Raw genomic sequence first — 22,164 nt, forward strand, 5'->3', positions numbered from 1 at the left:
ATGCCGACCGCACCCCAGACCACCGACGAGCTGTACCAGGCGCTCCAGGAGAACGACCGGCGTCCCTACGGCCGCACCCGCACCGTCACGGCCGAGGAACTGGTCGAGGCCGCCGAGCAGTTCGCCGAGCCCGTCCCCCTCGTCCACGGGCTCCTCGAACTGCAGGAGGCGTACACCTACGGCTCCGAGCCCCGGAAGTCGCCCGTCGTCTTCGCCCGTCTGCTCACCCTCTTCGACGAGCAGCCCGACGTCTTCGACGAGCGCCTGCGCCACATGCTGTTCTGGCGGTTCAAGTGGGTGGCCAACGCGCTGCTCGCACTGCCCGAGGTGCCGCTGGCCAGCCTGCGCCAGTGGCTGACGGAGATGCGGGACCGGTACGAGAAGGCCGGCTTCGGCCTCCAGCCCTACTACGGGCAGGCGTACCAGCTGGCCGCCCACCTCGGTGAGGGCACCCCCCTCGCCTACGAGCTGTGGGCCGGCCGTACCCGTACCCGGCTCAGCGACTGCGAGGCCTGCGAGATCTGCGAGCGGGCCCGGTACCACCTCGCGGCGGGCGACGACGAGCGGGCGCTGCGCATATGGGACCCCGTCCTGGCGGGCAAGGAGTCCTGCCAGGAGGAGCCGAGCCGCTCCATCTCGTACGCCCTGCTGCCCCTGCTGCGCACCGGTCTCACCGAGCGGGCCCGCGAACTGCACCTGGCCGGCTACCGCGGCTGCCGCCGCAACCCCTCGATGTCCGGGGAGGTCGGCAGGCACCTTGAGTTCTGCGCCCTGACCGGGAACGAGGCACGCGGCCTGGAGTTGCTCGCCGAGAACCGGAACCTGTTCGACGAGGTCGACTCGCCGTTCGACCTGCTCGACTTCCTCACCGGCGTGGAGGTCCTCCTCCAGCGTGTCGAGCTCCTCGGCCACGGCGAGCTGCCCGCCGCCGGATACGCGGGCCGCTCCTGGACGGTGTCCGGTCTGCGCGCCGAGGTGCGCGGCCGCGCCGACGACCTCGCCGCCCGTTTCGACGCCCGCAACGGGACCACGGCCCACACCGACCGCCGCAGGGCCCGCCTGGACCGGACCCCGCTCACGGAGAGCCTGGAGCTGACCCTGCGCAGCCGCGGCCTCGACGACGCCGTCCCGGCCGCGGCGCCCGCCGCCCGTACGGCCGCCGCCGTGCCCGACGCGCCGGTGGAACTCATCCTGCGGGCGAGGGCGCTTGACGACCAGGGGCACCCCGACGCGCAGGCCTGCTGGGCGCGCCTGCGCACGCTCACCGCGGCCCGCGACTACGTGCACCCCGACGACCCGGCCGTCGGCCCGCTCGTACGGCTGCGCGCGGACCTGCTGGCCGAGGAGGCGGGCCGGGCAGGCGTCAAGGACGACCACACCGCCGCCGCGGCCCTCCACGAGGAGGCCGCCGCCCTGTACGAGGACGCCGGGCTGCCCGGTCACGCGGCGCTCGCCCGTGCCTGCGCCCTGCTCGCCGCCGCCGAGAGCGCCGCTCAGGGCGCCGACGGAACCGAAGCGCAGGCGGCCGTGCTGACCGACGCGCACGCCTCGGTGGTCCGCCTGCACGAGGGGACCGGCGGCCTCACCCCGGTCCAGGAGTCGCGGCTGCTGCGGTTGCGGGCGTCCGCGCTCGGCCTGCGCCTGCAGACGTCGAGGAGCGAGGAGGACGTGGCGCCGGTCCTCGCCGAGGTGGACCTGCTGTACGGCTTCGCCACCCGGCACGACATCCCCACGCAGGTCTCCGGCGCCCTGCTGCTGAAGGCCAGCACGTACGCCCTGTCCGGCGACCTGCCCACCGCGGTCGCCGAGATCGACGCGCTGCTCGACCGGCTGAGGAAGGACGGCCCCGCCTGGCACCTGCCCCGCACGCTCGGCCTGCGCGGCCGGATGCAGCTCGGCCTCCGGGACGCGCAGGCCGCGTACGCGGACCTGGCCGAGGCCCTGCGGCTGGCCGCCGACTGGCCGGCCGAGGCGGTGGACACCGCCCGGCTCCACGGCGACCTGGCTGAGGCGAGCATGCACCTCGGGCGTCCCGAGGAGGCGCTGCGGCATCTGACGCGCTCCGCGGAGCGGGACCTTCGCCGCGGCAGCCGGACCGACGCGTTCTGCGCCTACAGCAACGCGGCGCAGCTCAGCCTCGATCTGGGCCGGGTCGAGGACTGCATCGCCCTGCTGGACTCCCTGCTGGCGGAGCCGGACGTCACCAGCGGCGAGCTGGACGACCGGCTCGTCGCGCAACTGCGCCTGACGCGTGCCCGGGCGCTGCACGCGGGCGACGACCTCAAGGCCGCCACGGCGGAGTTCGCCGAGCTTGCGGCGGAGTCGGCCGGCTGGGACGACGACCCCGGAAGCCACGCCATGATCGCCGCGGAGACGGCCGTACTCCTCGCGGAGTCCGGCGAGTTCGGCAGAGCCCGGGAGGCCGCGGACCAGGCGCTCGCCGCCCACGCCCGGGCCCCGCGGTACGAGCAGCTCAGCAACTGCCTGCGTGAACTCGCCCGCGTCCAGGCCCAGCGGCAGGGCTCCGACGGCCTGGCCGACGCCCTCGCCTACCTCGCCGACGCCGGCCGGATCGCCGACGAGGCCCGCGCCGCCGGGTACGAGGCCCACGGCCGTTCCCTGGACTCGGCCCTGGCCTACGAGCACGGCCGGGTCAACGCCTACTCCGGGGAGTACGAGGACGCGCTGGCCGCCCTGACGCGGGCCCTCGATCTGCTCGGCGAGCCGGGACCGGAACAGGACCGCGCGGGCGAGTGGGCCGAGTGCACCCGTCTCGCGGGCGCCGTGGAGGGCATCTATCTGGAACGCCCGGCCCCCGCCCTCAGCCGTCTCGACGCGGCGGTGTCCCGTCTCACCGCCCTGGGCCACACCGAGGAGACCGAGCCGCTGGCCTCCTTGGCGCGGCGGCTGCGCGACGAGGAGTGAGATCCGCCCGGGCACCGGGGCTGCGGCGCCCTGGTGCCCGGCGCACCGCGGTCCCCGAGCCCCTGCACGTCAGCGACGTGTCAGGGGCGCCTGGCAATGTCGTCGTTGTGAACGGCGGCGGGCGAACCGGGGCCGGGAACAAGGGAGAGGTGCCCGGAGTGGTTGATCGGGGACCAGCGAGCTCGCCTCACGGTCGGGCCCTTCACGGGTCCACGCAGGTTCGAATCCTGCCCTCTCCGCCGAACGCCTTCCGCGCGACCCGTAGGTTCACAGCGCTCACGCAGTGCCCTACGGAGTGCCTTGTGGAGCAACGCGGAGATCCTCTTCCGGCGCCTTTCCGGGCGCCGGAAGCACGTGCGTCGGCTCCGGGACGCCCGCCGGCACCAGGGCGGCCGCGGGGGCCGGAGCAGGGGCCAGCAGCCAGCCCACCGGGGGCCTGGTCAGCGGCTGGGCCAGGCGGCGCACGGGTGACGACGCGAGAAGCGCCGTGAGCAGGACGCCGCCCAGCAGCAGGGCGGCCAGCTCCGGTGCGGTGTCGGCCCGCTCGATGAGGCCCTTCTCCCGCAGCGGCAGGATGACGAGCGGATGCAGCAGGTAGACGGTGAAGCCGCCCGCGCCGAGCGCCGAGATGAGCGGCAGCCGCCGCTTCGGCATCAGGCGCAGCAGGCAGAGCACCAGCGTCGCGGCCGAGGCCAGTACCGCCAGCCGCACCAGCCAGGCGCCCTCCATGCCCAGCGCGGTGTCCGCCCTGTAGGCGTGGCGCATGGACAGCCAGGTGCCCTCGATGTCCCGGTGCCACTGCCAGGCCGCGAGTCCCGCGGCGCATATCCCGGCCGCCGCCACCGGCAGGCTCCACCGGCTCTCGAACCACCCGCCGAACATGCCCTGCCCGAGCCGCCAGCCGAAGTAGAACAGCGGCATGTACACCAGCGTCCGGCTGGCCGAGAACTGCAGGCCGAACTCCTCGACGTAGCCGACCGCGAGTGCCACGGCCGTAGTCACCACCAGCGGATGGCGCAGTTGTGCCACCAGCGGCAGCAACAGCCGCCAGAAGAAGAGCGACATCAGGAACCACAGGGTCCACGGAAGCTGGGTGACGTGCAGGGTGAAGGGCGAGCCGAGGGCGTACGACTCCACCGAGAAGAGCAGGCTGAACAGGAGCGCGGGAAGCACGATGCTGCGCAACAGGGTCCGCAGATGGCGCGGCCCGAGCGGCCCGGCGCTGCTGAACACCCCGGCGAGCACCACGAAGGCGGGGACCCGGAACGCCCAGGCCGCGACGTGGAACGCGTGCAGCGGGCCGTAGCGGTCCATGATGCTGCCCATCGTGTGCAGCACCACGATCAACGAGGCGGACACGAAGCGTGTGTTGTCCCACCAGGGATTGCGGGCCGGGCTCACCCCGGTGGCAGCGGCGCGGTCGGTGGAACCGCGGGTCTCGACGGGTCTCGGCGGTGGACTGTCCATCGCGGGCGCGTACTCCTGACAGGGCTGTGGCTACGGAAACCGCCACCTTCGCGACCCGTGTGAAGCACCGGGTTACATCACGCGCCCCGGACGGTGAACGGCATCTGTACGCCGCGGGCTGCGTCATACTCCACGAGTGACTACGCCGATCGGTCCCGTGATCCTCTTCGACGACGACCACCACATGTACGTCCTCCAGGACCGCGCGTCCGCCGAGGCATGGTGGGAGATGCCCGACGAGTACGCCTGTGGGTTCGACGCCCTGGCCAGACCGCTGCGCATGACGGGTGAGCCGCATCGGGTCGCCCTCGAACTCAGCGGCGATGCACCGGCCGAGGCAGACCTGCGCCGTCTCGTCGCCGCCCACTACCAGCGCTTCCTGCACGGCCAGGCACCGCCCCGCGCCGCCGATCTCGGGGACTTCGTGGCGGGACTGACCGTAGAGGGGTGACTCACGCCGCCCGACGCCCCGGCCCATTGCGCGTCACTGCTGCGCGAACCGTCTCTTGAGCCAGGTGAGCAGCTCGGCGAACGCAGGGGTCATGGCGGCGTCCGACTGTTCGAGGACCCTTACGTCGTCGCCGGTCCGCACCGTGAGGGTGTAGCTCATCGCGTCCCTGACGTGCTCGGGCGGTTTCTCCTGGGGTGTCGAGGCGGCTTCTTCGAGCAGTCGGGTCAGTTCGGCCGTGGCGGTCTCGGGGAGGGCGTCCGTATCCAGGACCCTGGGCGGGCGGCGGAGGTCGGTCACGGCCGCCAGCCCGCCGAAGGTCTCCAGTGTCAGCTTCACTTGGCGCCCTTGAGGGCGGCCAAGTCCTTGGCCAGCTCCGAGATCTTGTCGTTCAGGGCCCCGATCTGCCTGGCGAGGGCGGCCTGGCCGTCACCTCGGCCCGTGGCACCGTCGCCGTTGGCCGCGAAGCGCCGTACCCGGGCGACTCCGGTCGGGACGCCCTTCACCGGGACCTCGACCTCCTGCCACGCGGACAGCACGGCCGACTGTTCGGCGCTTCCGGCGCCGAACAGTTCGCCGGCCTTCTGGAAGGTGGTGCCCGCGAAGTCCTGGAACTGGTCCTGGGCACTGGACGCCTTCAGCGATTCGTACCAGATGGTGCCGGCGGCCTCCCAGGCGAATCCGCCGATGTGCTGGGCGGTGAGGAAGAACGCCTTGTTCGGGATGCCGGAGTTGTAGTGCACTCCGCCGAAATCGCCTCGCTTGGCGTCGGGCAGGTGGATGAACTTGCTCATCCGGTCGGGCTGGGGGTCCTTCCCGAACTGCGGGTTGTCGAAGGCGTGCCCCGGGTCCTTCATCGACCGCAGGGCGTCGCCCCCGATTCCCGGAGTCCACACGTCGGCCCCGATCAGCCAGTCCGCCTCCTCGGCCGTCTGCTTCAGCGACCACTGCTTGACCAGCGACCCGAAGACGTCCGACATCGATTCGTTCAGGGCCCCGGACTGGTTGTGGTACTCGAACTCCGACGTGTTGTCCGTGACTCCGTGCGTCAACTCGTGGGCGATGACTTCGAGCGATCCGGTGAGATTGCTGAACTCCTTCCCGTCGCCGTCACCGAAAAGCATTTGGCGTCCGTCCCAGAACGCATTGTTGACCTGGAAACCGAAGTGCACGTATCCGTCCAGGCGCATCCCCCTGTCGTCGACCGAATTGCGCTGGAACACCTCCTTGTAGAAGTCGCGCGTAAGGCCGAGCGCGTCGAATGCCCGGTTGACGGACGGGTCCGCGACCTCCGGGCCGTCCTCCGGCCGGGCCAGGACCGCGCTGGACAGCGTTTCCGCCTGTTCGCAGTCGAAGACGGTGCGCCGACCTTCACCCGGAGCGGCCGCGCCGGCGAAGGACGCCCGGACGGCTCGCTCACCCCGCAGACGAGCCGTGACCAGCAGGGTGTCCAAGGCGGCCCGGCGCACCTCGCTGTCTTCGCTGTCCAGGAGCTTGTCGAGAATGTACGGAGGGATGATGCAGTTGATCGGGCGAGCCCTGCTCATGGGACACCTCCTGAGTGAGAGGGCCGACGGCTGATCGTTCGGCGCTCCGCCGCGTACTCGGCCGTTCTCGGATCACCGCTCGTCGTGGTTCGGCCGTCGCCGCGGGATGACGGTTTCTCCGGTATGCGACACAGCCGGTCGCAGGCAGAACGCGGATGCCCGTTGGCGGGGCAGCAGAAGGGGAGGCGTCGGTGGCGCCCATTCCCGTTTCCAGCGGCGCTGTCACGCTGATATGTCCAGTCTCCTGCCGTCCACAGTGAGTGGCAAATGCAAACCGAGGGCCGGAGAACCGGCTGCCCGACCGTAAAAAGTAGCCAATTTGGTTGAAGGCGAAACGCCAATGGATATCGCGTCCCCGAGGTGCAGCCGCGCAGCCGTCCTCATAGCCTGGCAGTAGGAGTGCGTTCCGGGTGTCCTTCTCCCCTTTTCCGTGAGGTTCGGCCGACAGTCCCGTTCGGCGCGGGAACCAGCACATCCGCCGCCGCCGGCTTCGGACTGTTCGATCGCCGCGCCCGTTCGCCTGATCCCGTTCGCCTGATCATCGAGGAGCCACACCCAAGGAGTATCGCGATGAGCACGCACCGACGCGCCGCTCGGCGCTCCCCGGCCGGATACCGCACGTCACTCCCCTGGCGCGTCGTCACCGGCGCGGCCCAGTACGTCGACCGCCGTGTCGGCTGGGACCAACTCCCCGTCGCCGCAGGTCTGCTGACGCTCTTCGGACTGCGCATCAGGCTTCGGCAGAAGAACCTGTACGACACCGGCGGGCTGCCCTCGGTGAACGGGCCCAAGCCCGCGCCGCCGTCCGCGTGGCACCGGGTCAACCGGACCGCCGACGGCAGCCACAACGACCTCGGCGACCCGCGCATGGGCATGGCGGGCACCCGCTTCGGCCGGAACATCCCCCTGGGGAACATCGCCCCGACCGCACCCGGGGACGTACTGGCCGCGCCGAGTCCGCGCGAGGTCAGCCGCACCCTGCTCACCCGCCACGAACTCATCGCGGCCGAGTCCGTGAACTCCCTGGTGTCCGCCTGGCTCCAGTTCATGATCCGTGACTGGTTCAGTCACGGGACGAGCCCCGCCGACCGGCCCTGGGAGGTTCCCCTGCTCGACGACGACCCGTGGCCGGAAAACCCCATGAAGATCCTCCGGACCCCGGACGACCCGACTCGTGACCCGCAGGCGCCTCCCGGGACGCCCGACACCCGCGTCAACGTCTCCTCCCACTGGTGGGACGCCTCCCAGATCTACGGCAGGAACGAGGTCGAGCAGCACCAGTTGCGCACCGGGCGACTCGGCAGGCTGCACCTCTGGGACGACGAGCAGGCCCCCGTCCCCGCGGACCCGTCCCAGGACCCGACGCGCGTTCCCGGCTTCTGGCTGGGCCTGGCGATGATGCAGGACCTCTTCACCAGGGAGCACAACGCGATCTGCGACCACCTGCACGGCGCCTACCCCTCGTGGAGTGACGAGGAGCTGTTCCAGCGGGCGCGGCTCGTCAACGCCGCGCTCCTCGCCAAGATCCACACCGTGGAGTGGACGCCGGCCGTGATCAGCCACCCCACCACCGTGAAGGCACTGCGGGCCAACTGGTGGGGCGTCGCGGGCGAGCGCGTCCACAACATGTTCGGCCGGATCGGCGGCAGCGAGGTGATCAGCGGCATCCCCGGCGGCGAGACCGACCACTACGGCGTCCCCTACGCCCTCACCGAGGAGTTCGTGGCGGTCTACCGGATGCATCCGCTGATCCGCGACGACTGGCACCTGCGTTCCGCCACCGACGACACGACCCTGCGCCGGTGCACCCTGCGCGATATCTCGGGCCCGGGGGCGGTGAAGTTCCTGCGGGACACGGAGATGGCCGACCTGCTGTACAGCTTCGGCACGCTCCATCCCGGGCTGGTGACGCTGCACAACTTCCCCCGCTTCCTTCAGGAGTTCGTGCGGCCCGACGGTCATCTTCAGGATCTCGCCGCGACCGACATCCTGCGCTCCCGGGAACTGGGGGTGCCCCGCTACAACGAGTTCCGGCGGCTGCTGCGGCTCAAGCCCGCCGAGAACTTCACGGATCTGGCGCACGACCCGGCGTCCGCCGAGCAGATCGAGCGGCTCTACGGCGGCGACATCGAGAAGGTCGACCTGATGGTCGGGCTGTACGCGGAGAAGCTACCGGCCGGATTCGCCTTCAGCGACACGGCGTTCCGCATCTTCATCCTGATGGCCTCGCGCCGGCTGAACAGCGACCGCTTCTTCACCACGTACTACACCCCCGAGGTCTACTCGAAGGCCGGATTGGCCTGGATCGACGACAACAGCATGGTCACCGTCCTGCTGCGCCACCACCCCGAGCTGCGTACGGCCCTGTCGGGGCTGACCAACGCCTTCACGCCCTGGCACGAAGCCGGGCCGCAGGACGCCTGAGACGAAGGTGGGGCCAAGCTCCGGGACGGGTGAGGGTACGCGGATCGGCGGGCGGAGCCTGAGGCTCCGCCCGCCGGTGTCGGACTTCAGTTCTTCACGCCGTTGACACCGCCCGCGAAGGCGACCAGTTCGGCCTTGGAGCCGAAGGCGCAGACGTTGGTGTCCAGTGGCTTGTCGGTGAACTGGTGGAACACCCACTTGCTCTGGATGCCGGGTTTGCCCGCGGCGACGCCGTACTCGGCGATCCAGAGGAAGTCGCCGGCGTTGCCGGTGGTGTCCCGGTGCCGCCAGAAGTCCCGGTTGCAGTACAGCCCGACCTTGTGGGCGGAGCCGCGCAGCCGCTTGACCTCGGCGATGAAGGAGTCCTTCTCCGCGCAGGTCGCGGCGGTGCCGTCCGGGTTGGTCTCCCAGTCGACGACGAGCAGGTCGTACTCGATGCTCGCGGAGCCCTGTACGAAGTGAGCCGCCTGCTCCTTGATGTGCCCCGGGTGCAGGAAGTGGTAGAAGCCGACGACCAGGCCCGCGGCGCGGGCGTGGGCGGACTGCTCCTTCTGCTTGGGGTTCACGTAAGAACGTCCCTCGGTGCCCTTGATGAACGCGAAACTGGTGCCGGCGGTGGGGAAGTTCGCGCTCTGGAAGGCGGATACGTCGTAGCCCTTGATCATCACGGTGATCCTCCCGATGCGTTGATCCGGAGGGAGCGCCGTGGGGCGGCCACGCGGAGAACGTCACGCCTCGTCCGAGGGGGGACCCGTCGACGACTTCGGCGTCCCTGGACGCCGTAGTGCTCGTGGTGCTGCCGCTTCGGATACCAGGCGTCCGCGCGCCGGTCCGGCACGGTGCGGTCCTCCACGGTCTCCTTCCACGATCTGACCAGCGGCGAAGACATGCAACTCACAGATGTCGAACGAGCGATGGAGTCACCGCGCCGAGCCCGGCGGCACACCCCGAAGCATTTGACGAGTCAACATATTCGGGACTGGACAGCCGCCGGTGCAAGAGAGACGCTTGCAGCAGGAAGGTGCGCAAACAGTCACCGCCACTCCGACCAGCGATCCCACAGACCCCGTCCCCGGCGAGACGAAGTGGCCCGGTCATCGCGGGGCCGGGCGCCGTCCGGCCCATCTGCTCGATCTGAAGAATGTGGCGCCCCTGAGGAACCGGACGCGCGCGGGAACCGGAAGGGTGCCGCCGGGGATCAGGCGCCACGAGAGGGGTGCAGGGGCATGCCCTCCCTCAAGCGTCTCGGACATCTCGTCAAGGAGACGTCCCGCATCGCCGTCTCCGAGCCGTTCACACCCGCCCGTCAGGCTCGGCGGATCCTCCTGCTCTGGTATCGGGCGCTGGGCAGCACGAACAAGATCCTGCTCCTGCTGACGGTCGCGTTCGTGGTGCTGGTCGTCCTGAGGGCGACGGGGGCGAACCACCTCCGCAACCTGTCTCCCGTCGACTGGGCCATCGTCTGTCTCGGTGTGCTGCTGGCGGCCGCTCACCTGGGACGTTCCCGGCCGGTCAGGATCCTGCCCTTCAAGAACCTCGTCGACGGAGCCGGCGACCGGCAGGCGGCCGCCGTCGCCGCCGGCTTCGCCGAGCTGCTCGACGACGAGATACGCCGCATTGTCGACCTGGTGCGGCAGGAGCCGTTCCGGACGCCCGCGGACGTGCTCAATCCGGCCGGCCGTCGGGGTGACATGGTGCGGCGGTCGTCCGCACGGGTGCCGTTCAAGACCGGGGTGGCGGCCACGGGCCTGCCCGGGGACATCAAACCGACCGAGGTCGGGACCATCACCCTCGGGCCCCTGAAGCTCCAGGTCGGCACGGTGCTCGCATGTGTGGAGCGGATCTTCGGCACGACGCTTCAGGGGTCCCTGATGGAGGCCGACGGTGTGCTGCGGGTCGTCGCGAGCCAGGCCGGGCTGCGCGGCGGTCGTACCTGGTCGGCACAGATACGGGTCGACGGCGACACCCGCTCGCCCGACGGGCGCCTCGCCAGGGAGCTGGCGCACCGCATAGAGCTCGACCGCCCCGGAGCCTCGGAGTCGGCCGCGGACGTCGAGAGTTTCCAGCGGCTGGTGGACGGACTCGAAAGCTATCAGCGCTTCCAGCGGGAGGGCGCGCTCCAGGACCTCGACGAGGCGGAGGACCACTTCCGAGCGGCCCTCGCCCACAGCCCCGAGTATGCCGCGGCGTACCACAACCTCGGTCTGGTCTACCGGGAGCAGCGGCGCGTGCGGACCGAGATCCGTCTCACCGTGTCGGAGGCGATGGGAGACGGACCGATCCGCATGTGGCAGAAAGCGGTCGATCTCGACCCGGCACTGGCGCCGTCCCGTGTCCAGTTGGCACGTGCCTTCCTCGACAAGGCCCGATCGCCCCAACTGGCGGACGACAAGCGGGCCGACCTCTTGCAACAGGCGGTCCAGTCCGCCCGCAGTGCGCTCGAGCAGCCCTCCGGCGCCCACTCCATGGAGAGCACGCTCGCCAGGTACTGGCTCGGATACGCGCTACGGAAGCAGGGCGGGCAGCGGCAAACCCTGGGAAAGCACGAGTCCGACGGCAGGACGTGGGAGGCGCTCGCCAACTTCCGTCGCGCGGAACAGGACCTCGTCGACGAGCGCGCCCGACGGCTCGTCCGGGACGGGAACGCGAACGCGGTGCGGCCGTTGACGGAGCGGATCGCCCAGGTCATCGGCCAGCAGGCCAAGTGCTGGGCCCAGCTCGCGGACGCAGCGGAGGGAGAACACCGACAGCGCTGTGTCAGGAACGCGAAGAACCGCATCGGCACCGCGATCGGGTGGGCTCCCGGGATGCCCGAACTGCACGCCCTGCGCGGCAGCATGCTGTTGCGGTACGACCTCGGGGACGGCGCGTGGCACGCGTTCATGGAGGCCCTGCAGCGGGACCCGCAGAACCATCACATCACGCCCCGGGACCTGGGTGTGTTCACGGCGATGACCAGCAGGAGGGGCGACGACTACGCGCTGGCAGCGGACCTCTTCGTGCTGGCGGCGCACCGGCGTCCGGACGACGCCATGGCCTGGCTCCTGCTCGCGTTGCTCGCACCGGACGACCGTCATGCCCGCTCGCTCGCGGGCAAGGCACTGGCCCTGGATCCGGGCAGTGACGAGGTACGCCACATGGTCGACACCCAGTGGTCGGCCGACGGCGCCGCCGGCCCCCGGAAGCACTTCACCCGGCTCTGGGCGCAGGCATGGGACACCGCCCGCCGTGCACAGCAGAGCGGAAACGCGCATCGTCTGCGTGCGGCGCTCGGCGACATCGGCAGGCTCTGCGCCCAGCACGGCCGGACGGAACCCGAGGTCGCCTACGTGTCACGAGAGATCGGCCTGCTGCACACGTCCCTGGCGCTGATGATGGACCCTTCCGGTGACCAGCGAGCGCAGTTCCGGCTGGCCGTCCGGCACCTCACGCGGGCCGTCACGGACAGGCCGCCGCCGGGAGTGGAGGTGCCGCCGTTGTGGTATGTGGAACTCGCCGACGCGCACGCCGCCCTCGCGGACTCCCTGTCCGCCCGAGAGCACGGCGGCAGGGCCACGGCCAAGGAGAGGGCGGCGGCCAGGAACTACGAAGCCGCCATCACGAACTACGACGAGGCGATCAACAAGTCGCCCAAAACCGTCCGGCCGCAGTACCACACAGGGTACGAGGGCCGGGAGCGGTTCACGGAGCTGACCGCCGAAGCGCCGGACCTCTCCCCGCGAGCGCGCGCCACAGCGGGCCGGGCCGCGGTGTACGCCAGTCAGGGACGGATCAACGACGCAGTACAGGACTGCCGCGACGCCCTGAAACTGGATCCCCTCTACGCCTATCCGCGGTTCACGCTCGCGGTTCTGTACCGTGAGCAGCGGGCCCAGTACGACCTGGCGCGGCAGACGCTCCTCCGGTTGATCGAGCTGCTGCCGGCCGGCGAGGAACGGGACCGTGGCCGTCTGGAACTGGGGCGCACCTACCGCATGCACGCCGAGGCATCGCCGGTCGGCGACCGCGAACGGCTTCTGCACCTCGCCCTGGAAGGGCTGGTCAAGGCCACTCGCGAGGCCTCGCTGAGCACGGATCTCGAGGCGGAGATCTACGAGGAGCTGGCCACAGTACTGGCTCTCCTCGGCCGTTCCAGAGAGGCCATCGCCGCGCTGCGCTCCATCGGCGACACGTCCGACCGCACGCACTGCGTCCGTCACCATGAACGCATCGCCCGCATGTTGGCACGCGGTGAGCAGCCGCTGGAGGTGGAGCGGGAACTGATCACGGCTCAGCGGGCCTGCCGGGACCGGCTCAGGCAGACCCGTGGCACCGACGAGGAGCAGGTGCTGGAGGCCGCGCTGGTCAGCCTGAAGGCACAGCTGGCGATGTTCTACGCGGAGCAGGGCATCAAGCTCAGGAAGGCGCACCGCATGGCCCGGAACGCCCTGCGGACCGCGCCGACCTCCTTGGACCCGGCCAGTCGGGCGGTGTGCGAAGACGCCCGCGGGTGGGTCGCCTACCGTGAGGGCCGGGTCCGCCAGGCCGTCCGTCTCCTCAGGGTCGCCGTGGAGCACTCCGCCGGCGACGCGCAGGAGTGGGCCCATCTCGCGCTCGCGCTGGAGGCCCGGTCGACCTCTCCGCTGGGGCACGGGAAGAAGCATCTCGACCGCGCGCGGGACATCTGGCAGCAGATCCTCGAGCAGTGCCCCCAGAGTCCCGCGGCCGAGCAGGCCAGGCACCACCTGGACCTGCTGCCCGACCACCTGCACCGGCCCAGGCCGCTGACCTCCCGGGGTCTGGGCGGGGGCTGAGGAGCGGGTGCTCACCCTTCGTCAGGAGGGACCGTCATGGTCAAGCGTCTCGTCATCTGCTGCGACGGAACCTGGAACTTCGCCGACCAGTCCAGCAGAACCAATGTCGCCAAGGTCGCCCTGTCCGTGTGCACCGGGGTCGCCGCGGGCAAGGACCAGCGGCTGTACTACCACAGCGGCGTCGGAACCAGCCGCCGGGACCACCTCAGCGGTGGTGCTTTCGGGGTGGGGCTGTCCCGCAACGTGCTCGACGCCTACCGCTTCCTCGTCGAGATGTACGAGCCCCGTGACGAGCTGTTCCTGTTCGGGTTCAGCCGCGGTGCGTTCACCGTACGGAGTCTGGCAGGTCTCGTGCGCAACTCCGGCATCGTGCGCCGGGCGCACGCCGACCGGGTCCAGGAGGCCTGGCACCTCTACCGCGACCGGCTCGAGAAGCCGAGCGGCGCCGCCGCCACCCTGTTCCGCCGCTCGTACGCGCAGGAGACGAAGATCCGCTTCATCGGGGTGTGGGACACGGTCGGCTCCCTCGGTATCCCGGTTCCCGCGTCCAAGGGCCTCGGCGCGGTCGTGGAACGCTGCAACAGACAGTGGGCGTTCCACGACACCGAGCTGAGCAGTTGGGTCAGGGCGGCGTTCCACGCGCTGGCCATCGACGAGGAGCGCGCCTCGTTCCGGCCCACGCTCTGGCACCAGCAGCCCGGCGCCGAGCGGCAGGGCCAGGAACTGAAGCAGGTGTGGTTCGCCGGGGTGCACTGCGACGTCGGCGGCGGTTACCCGGAGACGGGGCTGTCCGACATCACCCTGCTCTGGATGGTCGAGCAGGCCCACAGGTACGGGCTCGTGTTCGATCCGCAGACGCTCAGCGCCGCCGGGCCGAGCGTGATGCGGCCCGAGGACGCCGTCGAGTTCCGGGTGCGGCCGGATGTGCTGGGTGAGGTGCACTGCTCGCGCAACGGCCTGTTCCGGCTGGCGCAGCCGCTGCACCGGGCCATCGCAGGCGCCGAGGACGCGGAGGGCCGGCCCGACGGGAACGAGTACCTGGCGCTGCCGGCCATGGAGCGCTTCGACAAGGACACCGGCTACCGGCCGCCCGCACTGGAGAAGTACCTCGCCGACCGGGAGCGGGTCCGCCTGGAGCCGTGAGGGGCGATCCGGCCGGTCACCCGGCCCGGGTTCGTCCGTGCTGCTTGCGGTAGCGGTCCAGGACGTCCTGCCGCAGCAGGTGCCCGAAGCCGGCGGACTCCAGTCGCAGGCCCAGCTGAGCCTCGTCGATGCCGAGGTCGACCGCGGTGCTCGCGAGGTGCCAGTGGTGGGCGGCGAGTCTGCTGAGCAGGTGACCGCGGCGAACCTGGCTCTCCGACAGCCGGAACGTCTTGAGGTAGACGATCCTTCCGCGGTCGTCGGTGATGGCCTCACCGATGTGGTTCTCCTGCTTGGGACGGAACGACGGCAGGAAGCGGGCAAGCGTGAAGCGTCCCAGTCGGTGGACCGACTGCCAGGTGTACGGCTGTTCCAGCAGGCCTGCCGCCATGTTCCCGTCGTGGAAACGCTGCCAGTCGTCCTCCTGTGCGGCGACCGCCGTGCGCAGGTCGTCCAGGGAGCGGATCCGGGTGTCGGGTATGCGGGCCCGGAAGTCCGGCACCGGTGGCATGAACGTGGCGTAGTGGTGGATCAGTTCGCCGTACAGGTCCTGCAGGAGGGTCGCGTGGAGGGCGCGGTAGTCGTCGGGATGCGGGACGGCGAACGCGGCGGCGAGCGCGTCGGCGACGTAGACCATGACGCCGCACTGGCCGGGGTGGATCTCGAAGACGCGCAACGCGTCGGCGAGTCCGCGCACTTCGACGCCCGCGTAGGCCTCCTCGACGCGCGGCGACAGTCCTTGCCGGATCGCCCGCTGTGACCACTCCTCCCAGGCGAGGCTGGGCCCGCCGAAGTGGAGTGCCAGGTAGCCCTCCAGTGCCAGGTGCATGGGGAGGAACCGCAGCCGGTCCTTGGCCTGGCGGCGGGCCATTCTGCGGTGGAGGCGCAGACCCATGGTGGCGGCGGGAGCCGAGCCGGCGTCGGCGGAGAGCTGTGTGCCGTAGGCGGCCGCCGGTGTGCCGTCGCCGGTCCACGTGGCGACGAAGCCGTGCGGGATGTAGGAGATGTACGCGTGGCGCCGGTCGACCTCGACCAGTCCGGCACCGTCACCGTAGAGCTGCGGGCGCAGCCGGAGGTCGTCGATCGGTTCGTCGCGCACGAGCGGCACCAGCCGGACGGCGTTCCAGACCTGGGAGGGACGGGCGGCCAGGCCGGTCAGGTCGAGCCGGGTCATCGCACTCGCTCCTCGTGGTGCCCGCCCGTCATCCGGGCCGCACGCGTGTCCATGTAGCCGATCAGCTCGGTCAGTCCAGTCCGGCCCTCCGCGAACTGGGCGAGCTCCACCAGGGCGGGAAGGTCCTCGGCGTCGCGGATACCGGCGGTGGGCACCGTCGCGGACAGCCGGCGCACGTCGAAGTCGTCGGCGTCGTAGACGGGGTTGAGGTGCACGATGCTGGTGCGGCGCTCGGGGTCGAGCCGGGTCCGCCAGACGCGCAGCACCTCGGCGGCCAGTCCGGGAGGCGCGTTGTCCCAGCCGTCGGAGACGATCACCAGCCGGGACGGGGCGGTGTCCAGGGCGTCGAGGATCCGTCGGCCGACGGGCGTCGGCCCGTGCGGGAAGGCCAGCAGCGCGTCGGTCCGGCCGGACGTCCACAGACCGGTGTAGTCGCTCGCGAGGGCCGCGAGCAGATAGTGGCAGGCCAGGGCCACGGCGAGCGGGCGGCGGCGCTTGTGCGCCGATCCGAAGGCGGAGTAGCTGTCGTCCAGGACCGCGCTGACCCTGCCCCAGCTCCCCCGGTGGACACCGGCCACCCGGTGGGCGGCCGCCTCCAGGGCCCGGGTCAACTCGGCACGCCGGCGCCGGCGGTCCTCGACCGGCAGGGACAGCACGTAGGTCGCCAGTCGGGTCAGCGGCATCCCCGCCAGGTCCGCTTGCACCGGTGTGATCCCGCGCTTGTGCGCGGACTCCTGCAGCCGCAGGGTCTCCAGACGGGTCATCCGTGGCGCGATGCGCGCCAGGAACACGTCCCGGGGAATGCCGTGCTTGGCGGCGAAGCCCTCGGCGACCGTGTAGGGCAGTTCGTACAGGGCGGCCTGCTCGAAGTGCGCGCGACGCCACATCTCCAGCACGGGTGTCGCGTAGTGCGGTCGGGTCAGGGGCGCGAACACGAAGGTCCCCAGTTCCTCGTTGGCGGGGGTCACGTGCGCGTGCCGAAGGGCTCGCTTGAGGCCGCCGCGGTACTTCACGGCGTCGAACGCCAGGTCCTTGCGCGCGGACAGCCAGTCACGCATGATCGCGCGGCTGCGGCGGTTGTTGACCCTCGCCCTGCTCAGGGCGTCGAACAAGGCGTACACGCGCTGCGGCGGCAGCGTCGCCAGACGGGCCGCGATCAGACGGCCCTCGTTGCGGCGCTGGCCGGCGGTGGCTTCGCCGGCGGTCTCCAGCAACCGCCGGATGATGAGGGCCGCGTTGTGGTCGTTGATGTCGAGCGCCAGGACCCCGGCGTACAGGTCGCGGTAGTTGCCCAGCATGTACGCGTGCAGGAAGTCAAGGGACAGCCGCTGCTCGCCCGCCGCGCTGTGGAATTCGCGCTGGCCCGTTGAGGTGATCGCCGCGTTCACGAACAGCAGCACGTCGTCGGCCGCGACCAGGTCCCCGTACGACTCCATCCGAGCCTTCCCCCGAGAGTGCGGACGCCGGCCGGGGAATGGGGGCGCGAGCTGCGAATCATTGCTTCATAGGCAGGTTCCGGAAGTCGCACCGGAGTCCCGCGGCCGGCCAGAGGACCGTAACAGAGCAGGCCACAAGCCCTCTACTGACTTTGGGAGGGGTGGTGTCGGACCCCGCCGGTACGGTCGTGCCATGAGAGCTGCAGGCACGTTCACCGTGGAAGCGTTCGTACCGACCGAGCTGAAACCGGACCCGGCGGTGTCCACCGGGCTGCCGGTGGGCGTCGCGACGATGGAGAAGCGTTTCGAGGGGGAGGTCGCCGGCCGCTCGGCGACCTTGTTCACCGCCGCCTTCGACCAGACGACCGGTGTGGGCACCTATGTGGCCATGGAGTCGTTCGAAGGCTCGCTGTGCGGCCGGGCCGGCGCCTTCAACTTCGTGCACTCGGCGTCGACGTCCGGCAGCGACCGCACCGCCGAGTTCTTCTCCGTCGTGCCCTCCAGCGGCACGGGAGAGCTGGCCGGGATCTCCGGTGCCGGAGGCATGGCCGTCGACGCCGACGGAACGCACCGGATCTGGTTCGACTTCGAGCTGGACGCGCGCTGACGGCCGGGCAGGGGCCGTAGCCGCCCGTCGACGGGTACGGCCCCTGCCCGGTCGGCGTCCGAGGTTCCGGTCAGTTCCCGCCCGGCTCTCCGCTGCTGCGCACGACCTCCTTGACCTTGGCCAGCGCGAACCCCCAGCCCTGCTCGACGGTCGGCTTGGCCGGGACGGCGATCTCGTCGGGGTTGGTGAGGACGTCCAGCAGCACCGGGCCGGGACTGCTGAAGGCGCGCCGCACGGCACCCTCCACATCGGCGGGGTCCTCCACGCGGATGCCGGTGATGCCCATGGCCTCGGCCACCGCGGCGAAGTCGGGGTTGTCGAGCACCGTGCCGAACTCGGGCAGGCCGGCCTGCTCCTGTTCGAGTTTCACCATTCCCAGCCGGCGGTTGTCGAAGACGACGAGCTTGACGGGGAGCCGGTACGTCTTCAGGGTCATGAGGTCGCCGAGGAGCATGCTCAGTCCGCCGTCGCCGCAGAAGGCGACGACCTGCCGCTCGCGGTCGAGGCACTGGGCGCCCAGGGCCTGGGGCATGGCGTTGGCCATCGAGCCCAGGTTGTAGGAGCCGATGAGGCGTCGCTCGCCGCGCATCTCGACGAAGCGCGAGAGCCACACCGTGGCCATGCCCGTGTCGGAGGTGAAGACGGCGTCGTCCGCCGCCGCACGGTCGACGGCCGCGGCCAGGGCCTCCGGGCGGATGTCGTGCGCCCTGTTGTCCAGCGCGGAGCGGATGCGGCCCACGACACCCTTGTCGTGCGCGGGGTCGGCGAGCCGGGCCTGACCGGTGCGCCACTGCTCGAAGCGTTTCCGCGACTTCTCCAGGTGCGAGCGGTCGCGTGCGCCGTCGGACCCGGCGGGCGCGGCGGCGAGGTGCTCGAGGAGGTCGCGTACGGTGGCGCCGGTGTCCCCCACCAGCCCGATCTCGACCGGCACGCGCCGTCCGATGTGGGTCGCCTCGGTGTCCACCTGGATCACCTTGCGGCCCTCGGGATACCAGTCCCGGTAGGGGAAGTCCGTGCCGAGCAGCAAAAGCGTGTCCGCCTCCTGGAGGGCGTCCGCCGCGGCGGGATTGCCGATCAGGCCCGTCTGGCCGACCTGGAAGGGATTGCCGTCGCCCTCGAAGCCGGCTTTGGCCTTCAGGGTGAGCACCATGGGTGCGGCCAGGCGGTCGGCGAGGGTGAGCACGTCCTGGCGGGCGGCCCGGGCTCCCTCGCCGACGAGCAGGGTGACGCGCTCGGAGCGGTCGAGGAGCTCCGCCGCGCGGATGACTGCGGACTCGTCCGGCCGGCTGACCGGGGGGTTCAGGGAGAACCGGGCCGGCCGGTCGGCGGTCAGTTCGCGCTCGCCGAGGTCGCCCGGCACGGTGAGGACGGCGACGCCCTTGCGGCCCAGTGCGTGGCGCACCGCGGTCTCCAGCATCTGCGGCAGCTGGTCGGGCGAGGTGACGGTCGCGCGGAAGACGGCGACGTCGCTGAAGAGGGCGTCGTTGTCGACCTCCTGGAAATAGTCGCTGCCGAGCTCGGCGAGCGGCACCTGGCCGGCGATGGCCAGGACCGGGGCGTGGCTCTTGGCGGCGTCGTACAGCCCGTTGAGGAGGTGGACGGAACCGGGTCCTACGGTTCCCATGCACACGCCGAGGGTCTGGGTGAGCTGGGACTGGGCGCTCGCGGCGAAGGCGGCCGCCTCTTCATGCCGGCAGCCCACCCACTCCAGGCCGTCGGTGGTGCGGATGGCGTCGGTCAGCGGGTTGAGCGCGTCTCCCACGACGCCGAAGACCTGGCGCACGCCGAGTTCGCTCAGCGCGTCCACGATCACTTGGGCAACGGTACGGGGCACGTGAGTCCTCCAGGTCACACGGTGAAACGGTCGGGGTCGGCGGCCTTCCAGTCGGCCGCCCAGGAAGCCGGCGGCTCGGCGAGCAACCGCCCGGGCTCGAGCCACTCGTACAGCTCCTCGTAGGAGCGTTCGGTGATGGGGTCGACGCGCCGGCGGAGCATGTGGGGGCGCAGCTCCGCGGGGTCGGTGACGCCCATGGACGCCATGATCTGCAGTGCGCTGGCCACGGTCGCCTCCTGGAAGCGCTGGACGCGCGGCGCCTTGTCCCGGACGTCGAGGGCGCGGGCCCGGCGGGGGTCCTGGGTCGTGACGCCGGTGGGGCAGGTGTTGGTGTGGCACCGCTGCGCCTGGATGCAGCCGACCGCGAACATCATCGCCCGCGCCGCGTTGCCGTAGTCGGCGCCCTGCACCATGCGCTTGACGAGGTCGGTGCCCGTGGCGATCTTGCCGCTCGCGCCGATCCTGATCCGGTCGCGCAGGCCCGCCCCGACGAGTGCGTTGTGCACGGTGAGCAGGCCCTCGGTGAGCGGGGTGCCCACGTGGTCGGCGAACTCCAGCGGCGCGGCTCCGGTCCCGCCTTCGGCGCCGTCCACCACGATGAAGTCGGGCGTGGTGCCCTCCTCCAGCATGGCTTTGCACACGGCCAGGAACTGCCGGCGCGAGCCCACGCAGAGTTTGAACCCGGCGGGCTTGCCACCGGACAGCTCGCGCATACGGGCCACGAAGCGGACGAGTTCGCGCGGAGTGGAGAACACCCGGTGGTAGGGCGGGGAGATGACCGTGCGTCCCTCGGGCACGTCCCGGACCCGGGCTATCTCGGCGTTCACCTTGGCTCCGGGCAGCACACCGCCGATGCCGGGCTTGGCGCCCTGCGACAGTTTCAGGGAGACGCACTTGACGTGGTCGTGCGCCGCCTTGTCGGCGAACTCGGCCGCGTCGAAGTCGCCGTCGTCGGTCCGGCAGCCGAAGTAGCCGGTGCCGATCTCCCACACGAGGTCACCGCCTGGACGCAGGTGGTACTCCGACAGCCCGCCCTCGCCGGTGTCGTGGGCGAACCCCCCGGCGGCGGCACCGCCGTTGAGGGCGAGGACCGCGTTGGCCGACAGCGAGCCGAAGCTCATCGCCGACACGTTCAGCAGTGCCATGTCGTACGGCCGCGCGCAGTCCGGACCGCCGATCCGTACGCGCGGCGCCGACTCCGGCACCGGGCACGGCGCCATCGACGGGACCAGGAACTCGTAGCCGGGCTGGTAGACGTCGCGTTCGGTGCCGTAGGGCTCCTCCGCGTCGGTGCCCTTGGCCCGCTCGTAGACGATGCTGCGGACGTCCCGGTCGAACGGGCGCCCGTCGTAGTTCCGCTCGATGAAGTACTGCTGCAGCTCCGGACGTATGCGCTCCATGAGGAAGCGGGCGTGGCCGAGGACCGGGTAGTTGCGCAGCACCGAGTGCCGGCGCTGCACCACGTCCCACACGGCCAGCAGGCCCAGCAGGACCAGTGGCACGGCGGCGACCGACCACCAGGGCGAGATCCGGACCGCTGCCAGGGACGCGAGCACACCCGCGACGACGGTCAGCACGACGATTGCAATGCGTATCACCACTTGCTCATTGCCGGGTGATCGCCCTCCAGTCCTGCGGCTGCGTCAAGAACGGTCCAAGGGCGGAGTGCGGCCATGACGCGGGTGACCGGGGATGCCGGATGTCCGAGGCGGTTGGGACGATGTACCGGTGAACTACTTCTCGTACGCGCGCAACGATCCTGGTCACGGCCGGCAGGGTCCTCCGGAGCCGAGGCCGGCCGAGCCCGGTCGGTGGCCCAAGCTGGAGGCCGCGCTCGCCGTGGTCAACCGCGACGTGCTGGCGACCCTGCCCGGCCAGGAGGCGCTGGTGCTGATGGCCGAGCCGCCTTGGCAGGATGCGTCCCCGGGCGGGATCGACAGGGGTCGGGTGTACGTGGCGATGGCCGACGGCCGCTGGCACGGCAACGCGGTGAACGCGTGCGACCTGGAGGAGGGCGACCCGCCGGAGCCGGACGACGCGGCGACGGTCCTGGCCGTGGTCGCGGATGCGGCGCAGTCGACCCTCATGGAGTTGCTGTGGAAGGTCTGGCCGACCTGCTGGGAGCACGGGATCGGACTGCATCCGGGTCCAGTGGGGACCGCTGACGACGAGGACCCTGAGGAGGCCGACGCGGACGGGCCGCCGGTGTGGTGGTGCCGGGGCGGCCGGGACGGCGAAGGCCACGACGTGGCGCCGGTGGGTGAGCTGGCCGGCGCGTTGCCGGGCAAGCAGCGGCGTGCGCTGCGGCGTGGCGAGCGCCGACGAGACGGCCGAATCATGCCTCATGGTGTGGGTAAACGGGAGTGACC

At 71.0% G+C, this 22,164-nt stretch carries 15 protein-coding genes and 1 pseudogene; 8 read left to right on the plus strand and 8 right to left on the minus strand.

The genetic code is table 11. The features are described from left to right. Positions 1-2,925 (plus strand): hypothetical protein, encoded by a 2,925-nt coding sequence (locus ACZ7JA_RS13190; RefSeq protein ID WP_470808104.1) that lies wholly within the window; start codon positions 1-3, stop codon positions 2,923-2,925. A gap of 143 nt (positions 2,926-3,068) precedes the next feature. Further along, positions 3,069-3,164: pseudogene (locus ACZ7JA_RS13195) on the plus strand. Positions 3,165-3,213: 49 nt separating this feature from the next. On the opposite strand, the gene ACZ7JA_RS13200 reads toward ACZ7JA_RS13195, so the two are convergent. Beyond that, complete coding sequence (locus ACZ7JA_RS13200) at positions 3,214-4,284, minus strand: acyltransferase family protein (RefSeq protein ID WP_470808105.1); 1,071 nt, start codon at positions 4,282-4,284, stop codon at positions 3,214-3,216. Positions 4,285-4,528: 244 nt separating this feature from the next. Here ACZ7JA_RS13200 and ACZ7JA_RS13205 point away from each other — a divergent pair, with 244 nt between their 5' ends. Then, the gene (locus ACZ7JA_RS13205) at positions 4,529-4,843 is read left to right on the plus strand and encodes a hypothetical protein (RefSeq protein ID WP_389297711.1); all 315 of its coding nucleotides are present in this window, start codon (positions 4,529-4,531) and stop codon (positions 4,841-4,843) included. 33 nt (positions 4,844-4,876) lie between these two features. On the opposite strand, the gene ACZ7JA_RS13210 is transcribed toward ACZ7JA_RS13205, so the two are convergent. Both ACZ7JA_RS13210 and ACZ7JA_RS13215 read right to left on the minus strand, forming a co-directional pair. Further along, positions 4,877-5,179: a protealysin inhibitor emfourin gene (locus tag ACZ7JA_RS13210; protein WP_470808106.1), complete on the minus strand. Its 303-nt coding sequence runs from the start codon at positions 5,177-5,179 to the stop codon at positions 4,877-4,879. Beyond that, entirely contained in the window at positions 5,176-6,387 is a 1,212-nt protein-coding gene (locus tag ACZ7JA_RS13215; protein WP_470808107.1) for a M4 family metallopeptidase, read from the minus strand. Before ACZ7JA_RS13215 ends, ACZ7JA_RS13210 begins: the two co-directional genes overlap by 4 nt. 570 nt (positions 6,388-6,957) lie before the next feature. Between ACZ7JA_RS13215 and ACZ7JA_RS13220 the strand changes: the two genes are divergently transcribed. Continuing rightward, on the plus strand, positions 6,958-8,811 hold the full coding sequence (locus ACZ7JA_RS13220) for a peroxidase family protein (RefSeq protein WP_470808108.1): 1,854 nt from the start codon (positions 6,958-6,960) through the stop codon (positions 8,809-8,811). Between the two features lie 86 nt (positions 8,812-8,897). On the opposite strand, the gene ACZ7JA_RS13225 is transcribed toward ACZ7JA_RS13220, so the two are convergent. Beyond that, entirely contained in the window at positions 8,898-9,476 is a 579-nt protein-coding gene (locus ACZ7JA_RS13225) for a glycoside hydrolase family 25 protein (protein WP_351663393.1), read from the minus strand. 561 nt (positions 9,477-10,037) lie between these two features. On the opposite strand from ACZ7JA_RS13225, the gene ACZ7JA_RS13230 reads away from it, so the two are divergent. Together ACZ7JA_RS13230 and ACZ7JA_RS13235 are read left to right on the plus strand one after the other, a co-directional pair. Beyond that, on the plus strand, positions 10,038-13,604 hold the full coding sequence (locus tag ACZ7JA_RS13230; RefSeq protein ID WP_470808109.1) for a tetratricopeptide repeat protein: 3,567 nt from the start codon (positions 10,038-10,040) through the stop codon (positions 13,602-13,604). Positions 13,605-13,640: 36 nt separating this feature from the next. Continuing rightward, on the plus strand, positions 13,641-14,747 hold the full coding sequence (locus ACZ7JA_RS13235; RefSeq protein WP_450749020.1) for a DUF2235 domain-containing protein: 1,107 nt from the start codon (positions 13,641-13,643) through the stop codon (positions 14,745-14,747). A 16-nt stretch (positions 14,748-14,763) separates the two neighbouring features. On the opposite strand, the gene ACZ7JA_RS13240 is transcribed toward ACZ7JA_RS13235, so the two are convergent. Both ACZ7JA_RS13240 and ACZ7JA_RS13245 read right to left on the minus strand, forming a co-directional pair. After that, positions 14,764-15,918: an ARPP-2 domain-containing protein gene (locus ACZ7JA_RS13240; protein ID WP_470808110.1), complete on the minus strand. Its 1,155-nt coding sequence runs from the start codon at positions 15,916-15,918 to the stop codon at positions 14,764-14,766. Then, positions 15,915-17,354 carry a hypothetical protein gene (locus tag ACZ7JA_RS13245; RefSeq protein ID WP_450749023.1) on the minus strand — a complete coding sequence of 480 codons (1,440 nt, stop codon included), beginning with the start codon at positions 17,352-17,354 and terminating at the stop codon, positions 15,915-15,917. Before ACZ7JA_RS13245 ends, ACZ7JA_RS13240 begins: the two co-directional genes overlap by 4 nt. Positions 17,355-17,547: 193 nt before the next feature. Here ACZ7JA_RS13245 and ACZ7JA_RS13250 point away from each other — a divergent pair, with 193 nt between their 5' ends. Beyond that, positions 17,548-17,961, plus strand: coding sequence for a DUF3224 domain-containing protein (locus tag ACZ7JA_RS13250; protein ID WP_351663378.1), 414 nt, complete (start codon positions 17,548-17,550; stop codon positions 17,959-17,961). A gap of 70 nt (positions 17,962-18,031) precedes the next feature. On the opposite strand, the gene ACZ7JA_RS13255 is transcribed toward ACZ7JA_RS13250, so the two are convergent. Both ACZ7JA_RS13255 and ACZ7JA_RS13260 read right to left on the minus strand, forming a co-directional pair. Beyond that, positions 18,032-19,795 carry a thiamine pyrophosphate-dependent enzyme gene (locus ACZ7JA_RS13255; protein ID WP_351663375.1) on the minus strand — a complete coding sequence of 588 codons (1,764 nt, stop codon included), beginning with the start codon at positions 19,793-19,795 and terminating at the stop codon, positions 18,032-18,034. A 14-nt stretch (positions 19,796-19,809) separates the two neighbouring features. After that, positions 19,810-21,393: an FMN-binding glutamate synthase family protein gene (locus tag ACZ7JA_RS13260; protein ID WP_470808111.1), complete on the minus strand. Its 1,584-nt coding sequence runs from the start codon at positions 21,391-21,393 to the stop codon at positions 19,810-19,812. Between the two features lie 130 nt (positions 21,394-21,523). Here ACZ7JA_RS13260 and ACZ7JA_RS13265 point away from each other — a divergent pair, with 130 nt between their 5' ends. Further along, entirely contained in the window at positions 21,524-22,162 is a 639-nt protein-coding gene (locus ACZ7JA_RS13265) for a hypothetical protein (RefSeq protein WP_470808112.1), read from the plus strand. Positions 22,163-22,164: the final 2 nt, after the last annotated feature.

It is taken from the genome of Streptomyces sp. NPDC038135 (assembly GCF_055601245.1).

Excerpts from the sequence above, each read along its gene's own strand:
- ACZ7JA_RS13190 (WP_470808104.1), top strand. The coding sequence starts at position 1 with ATGCCGACCGCACCCCAGACCACCGACGAGCTGTACCAGGCGCTCCAG.
- ACZ7JA_RS13215 (WP_470808107.1), bottom strand. The coding sequence starts at position 6,387 with ATGAGCAGGGCTCGCCCGATCAACTGCATCATCCCTCCGTACATTCTC.
- ACZ7JA_RS13220 (WP_470808108.1), top strand. The coding sequence starts at position 6,958 with ATGAGCACGCACCGACGCGCCGCTCGGCGCTCCCCGGCCGGATACCGC.
- ACZ7JA_RS13225 (WP_351663393.1), bottom strand. The coding sequence starts at position 9,476 with ATGATCAAGGGCTACGACGTATCCGCCTTCCAGAGCGCGAACTTCCCC.
- ACZ7JA_RS13230 (WP_470808109.1), top strand. The coding sequence starts at position 10,038 with ATGCCCTCCCTCAAGCGTCTCGGACATCTCGTCAAGGAGACGTCCCGC.
- ACZ7JA_RS13235 (WP_450749020.1), top strand. The coding sequence starts at position 13,641 with ATGGTCAAGCGTCTCGTCATCTGCTGCGACGGAACCTGGAACTTCGCC.
- ACZ7JA_RS13240 (WP_470808110.1), bottom strand. The coding sequence starts at position 15,918 with ATGACCCGGCTCGACCTGACCGGCCTGGCCGCCCGTCCCTCCCAGGTC.
- ACZ7JA_RS13245 (WP_450749023.1), bottom strand. The coding sequence starts at position 17,354 with ATGGAGTCGTACGGGGACCTGGTCGCGGCCGACGACGTGCTGCTGTTC.
- ACZ7JA_RS13250 (WP_351663378.1), top strand. The coding sequence starts at position 17,548 with ATGAGAGCTGCAGGCACGTTCACCGTGGAAGCGTTCGTACCGACCGAG.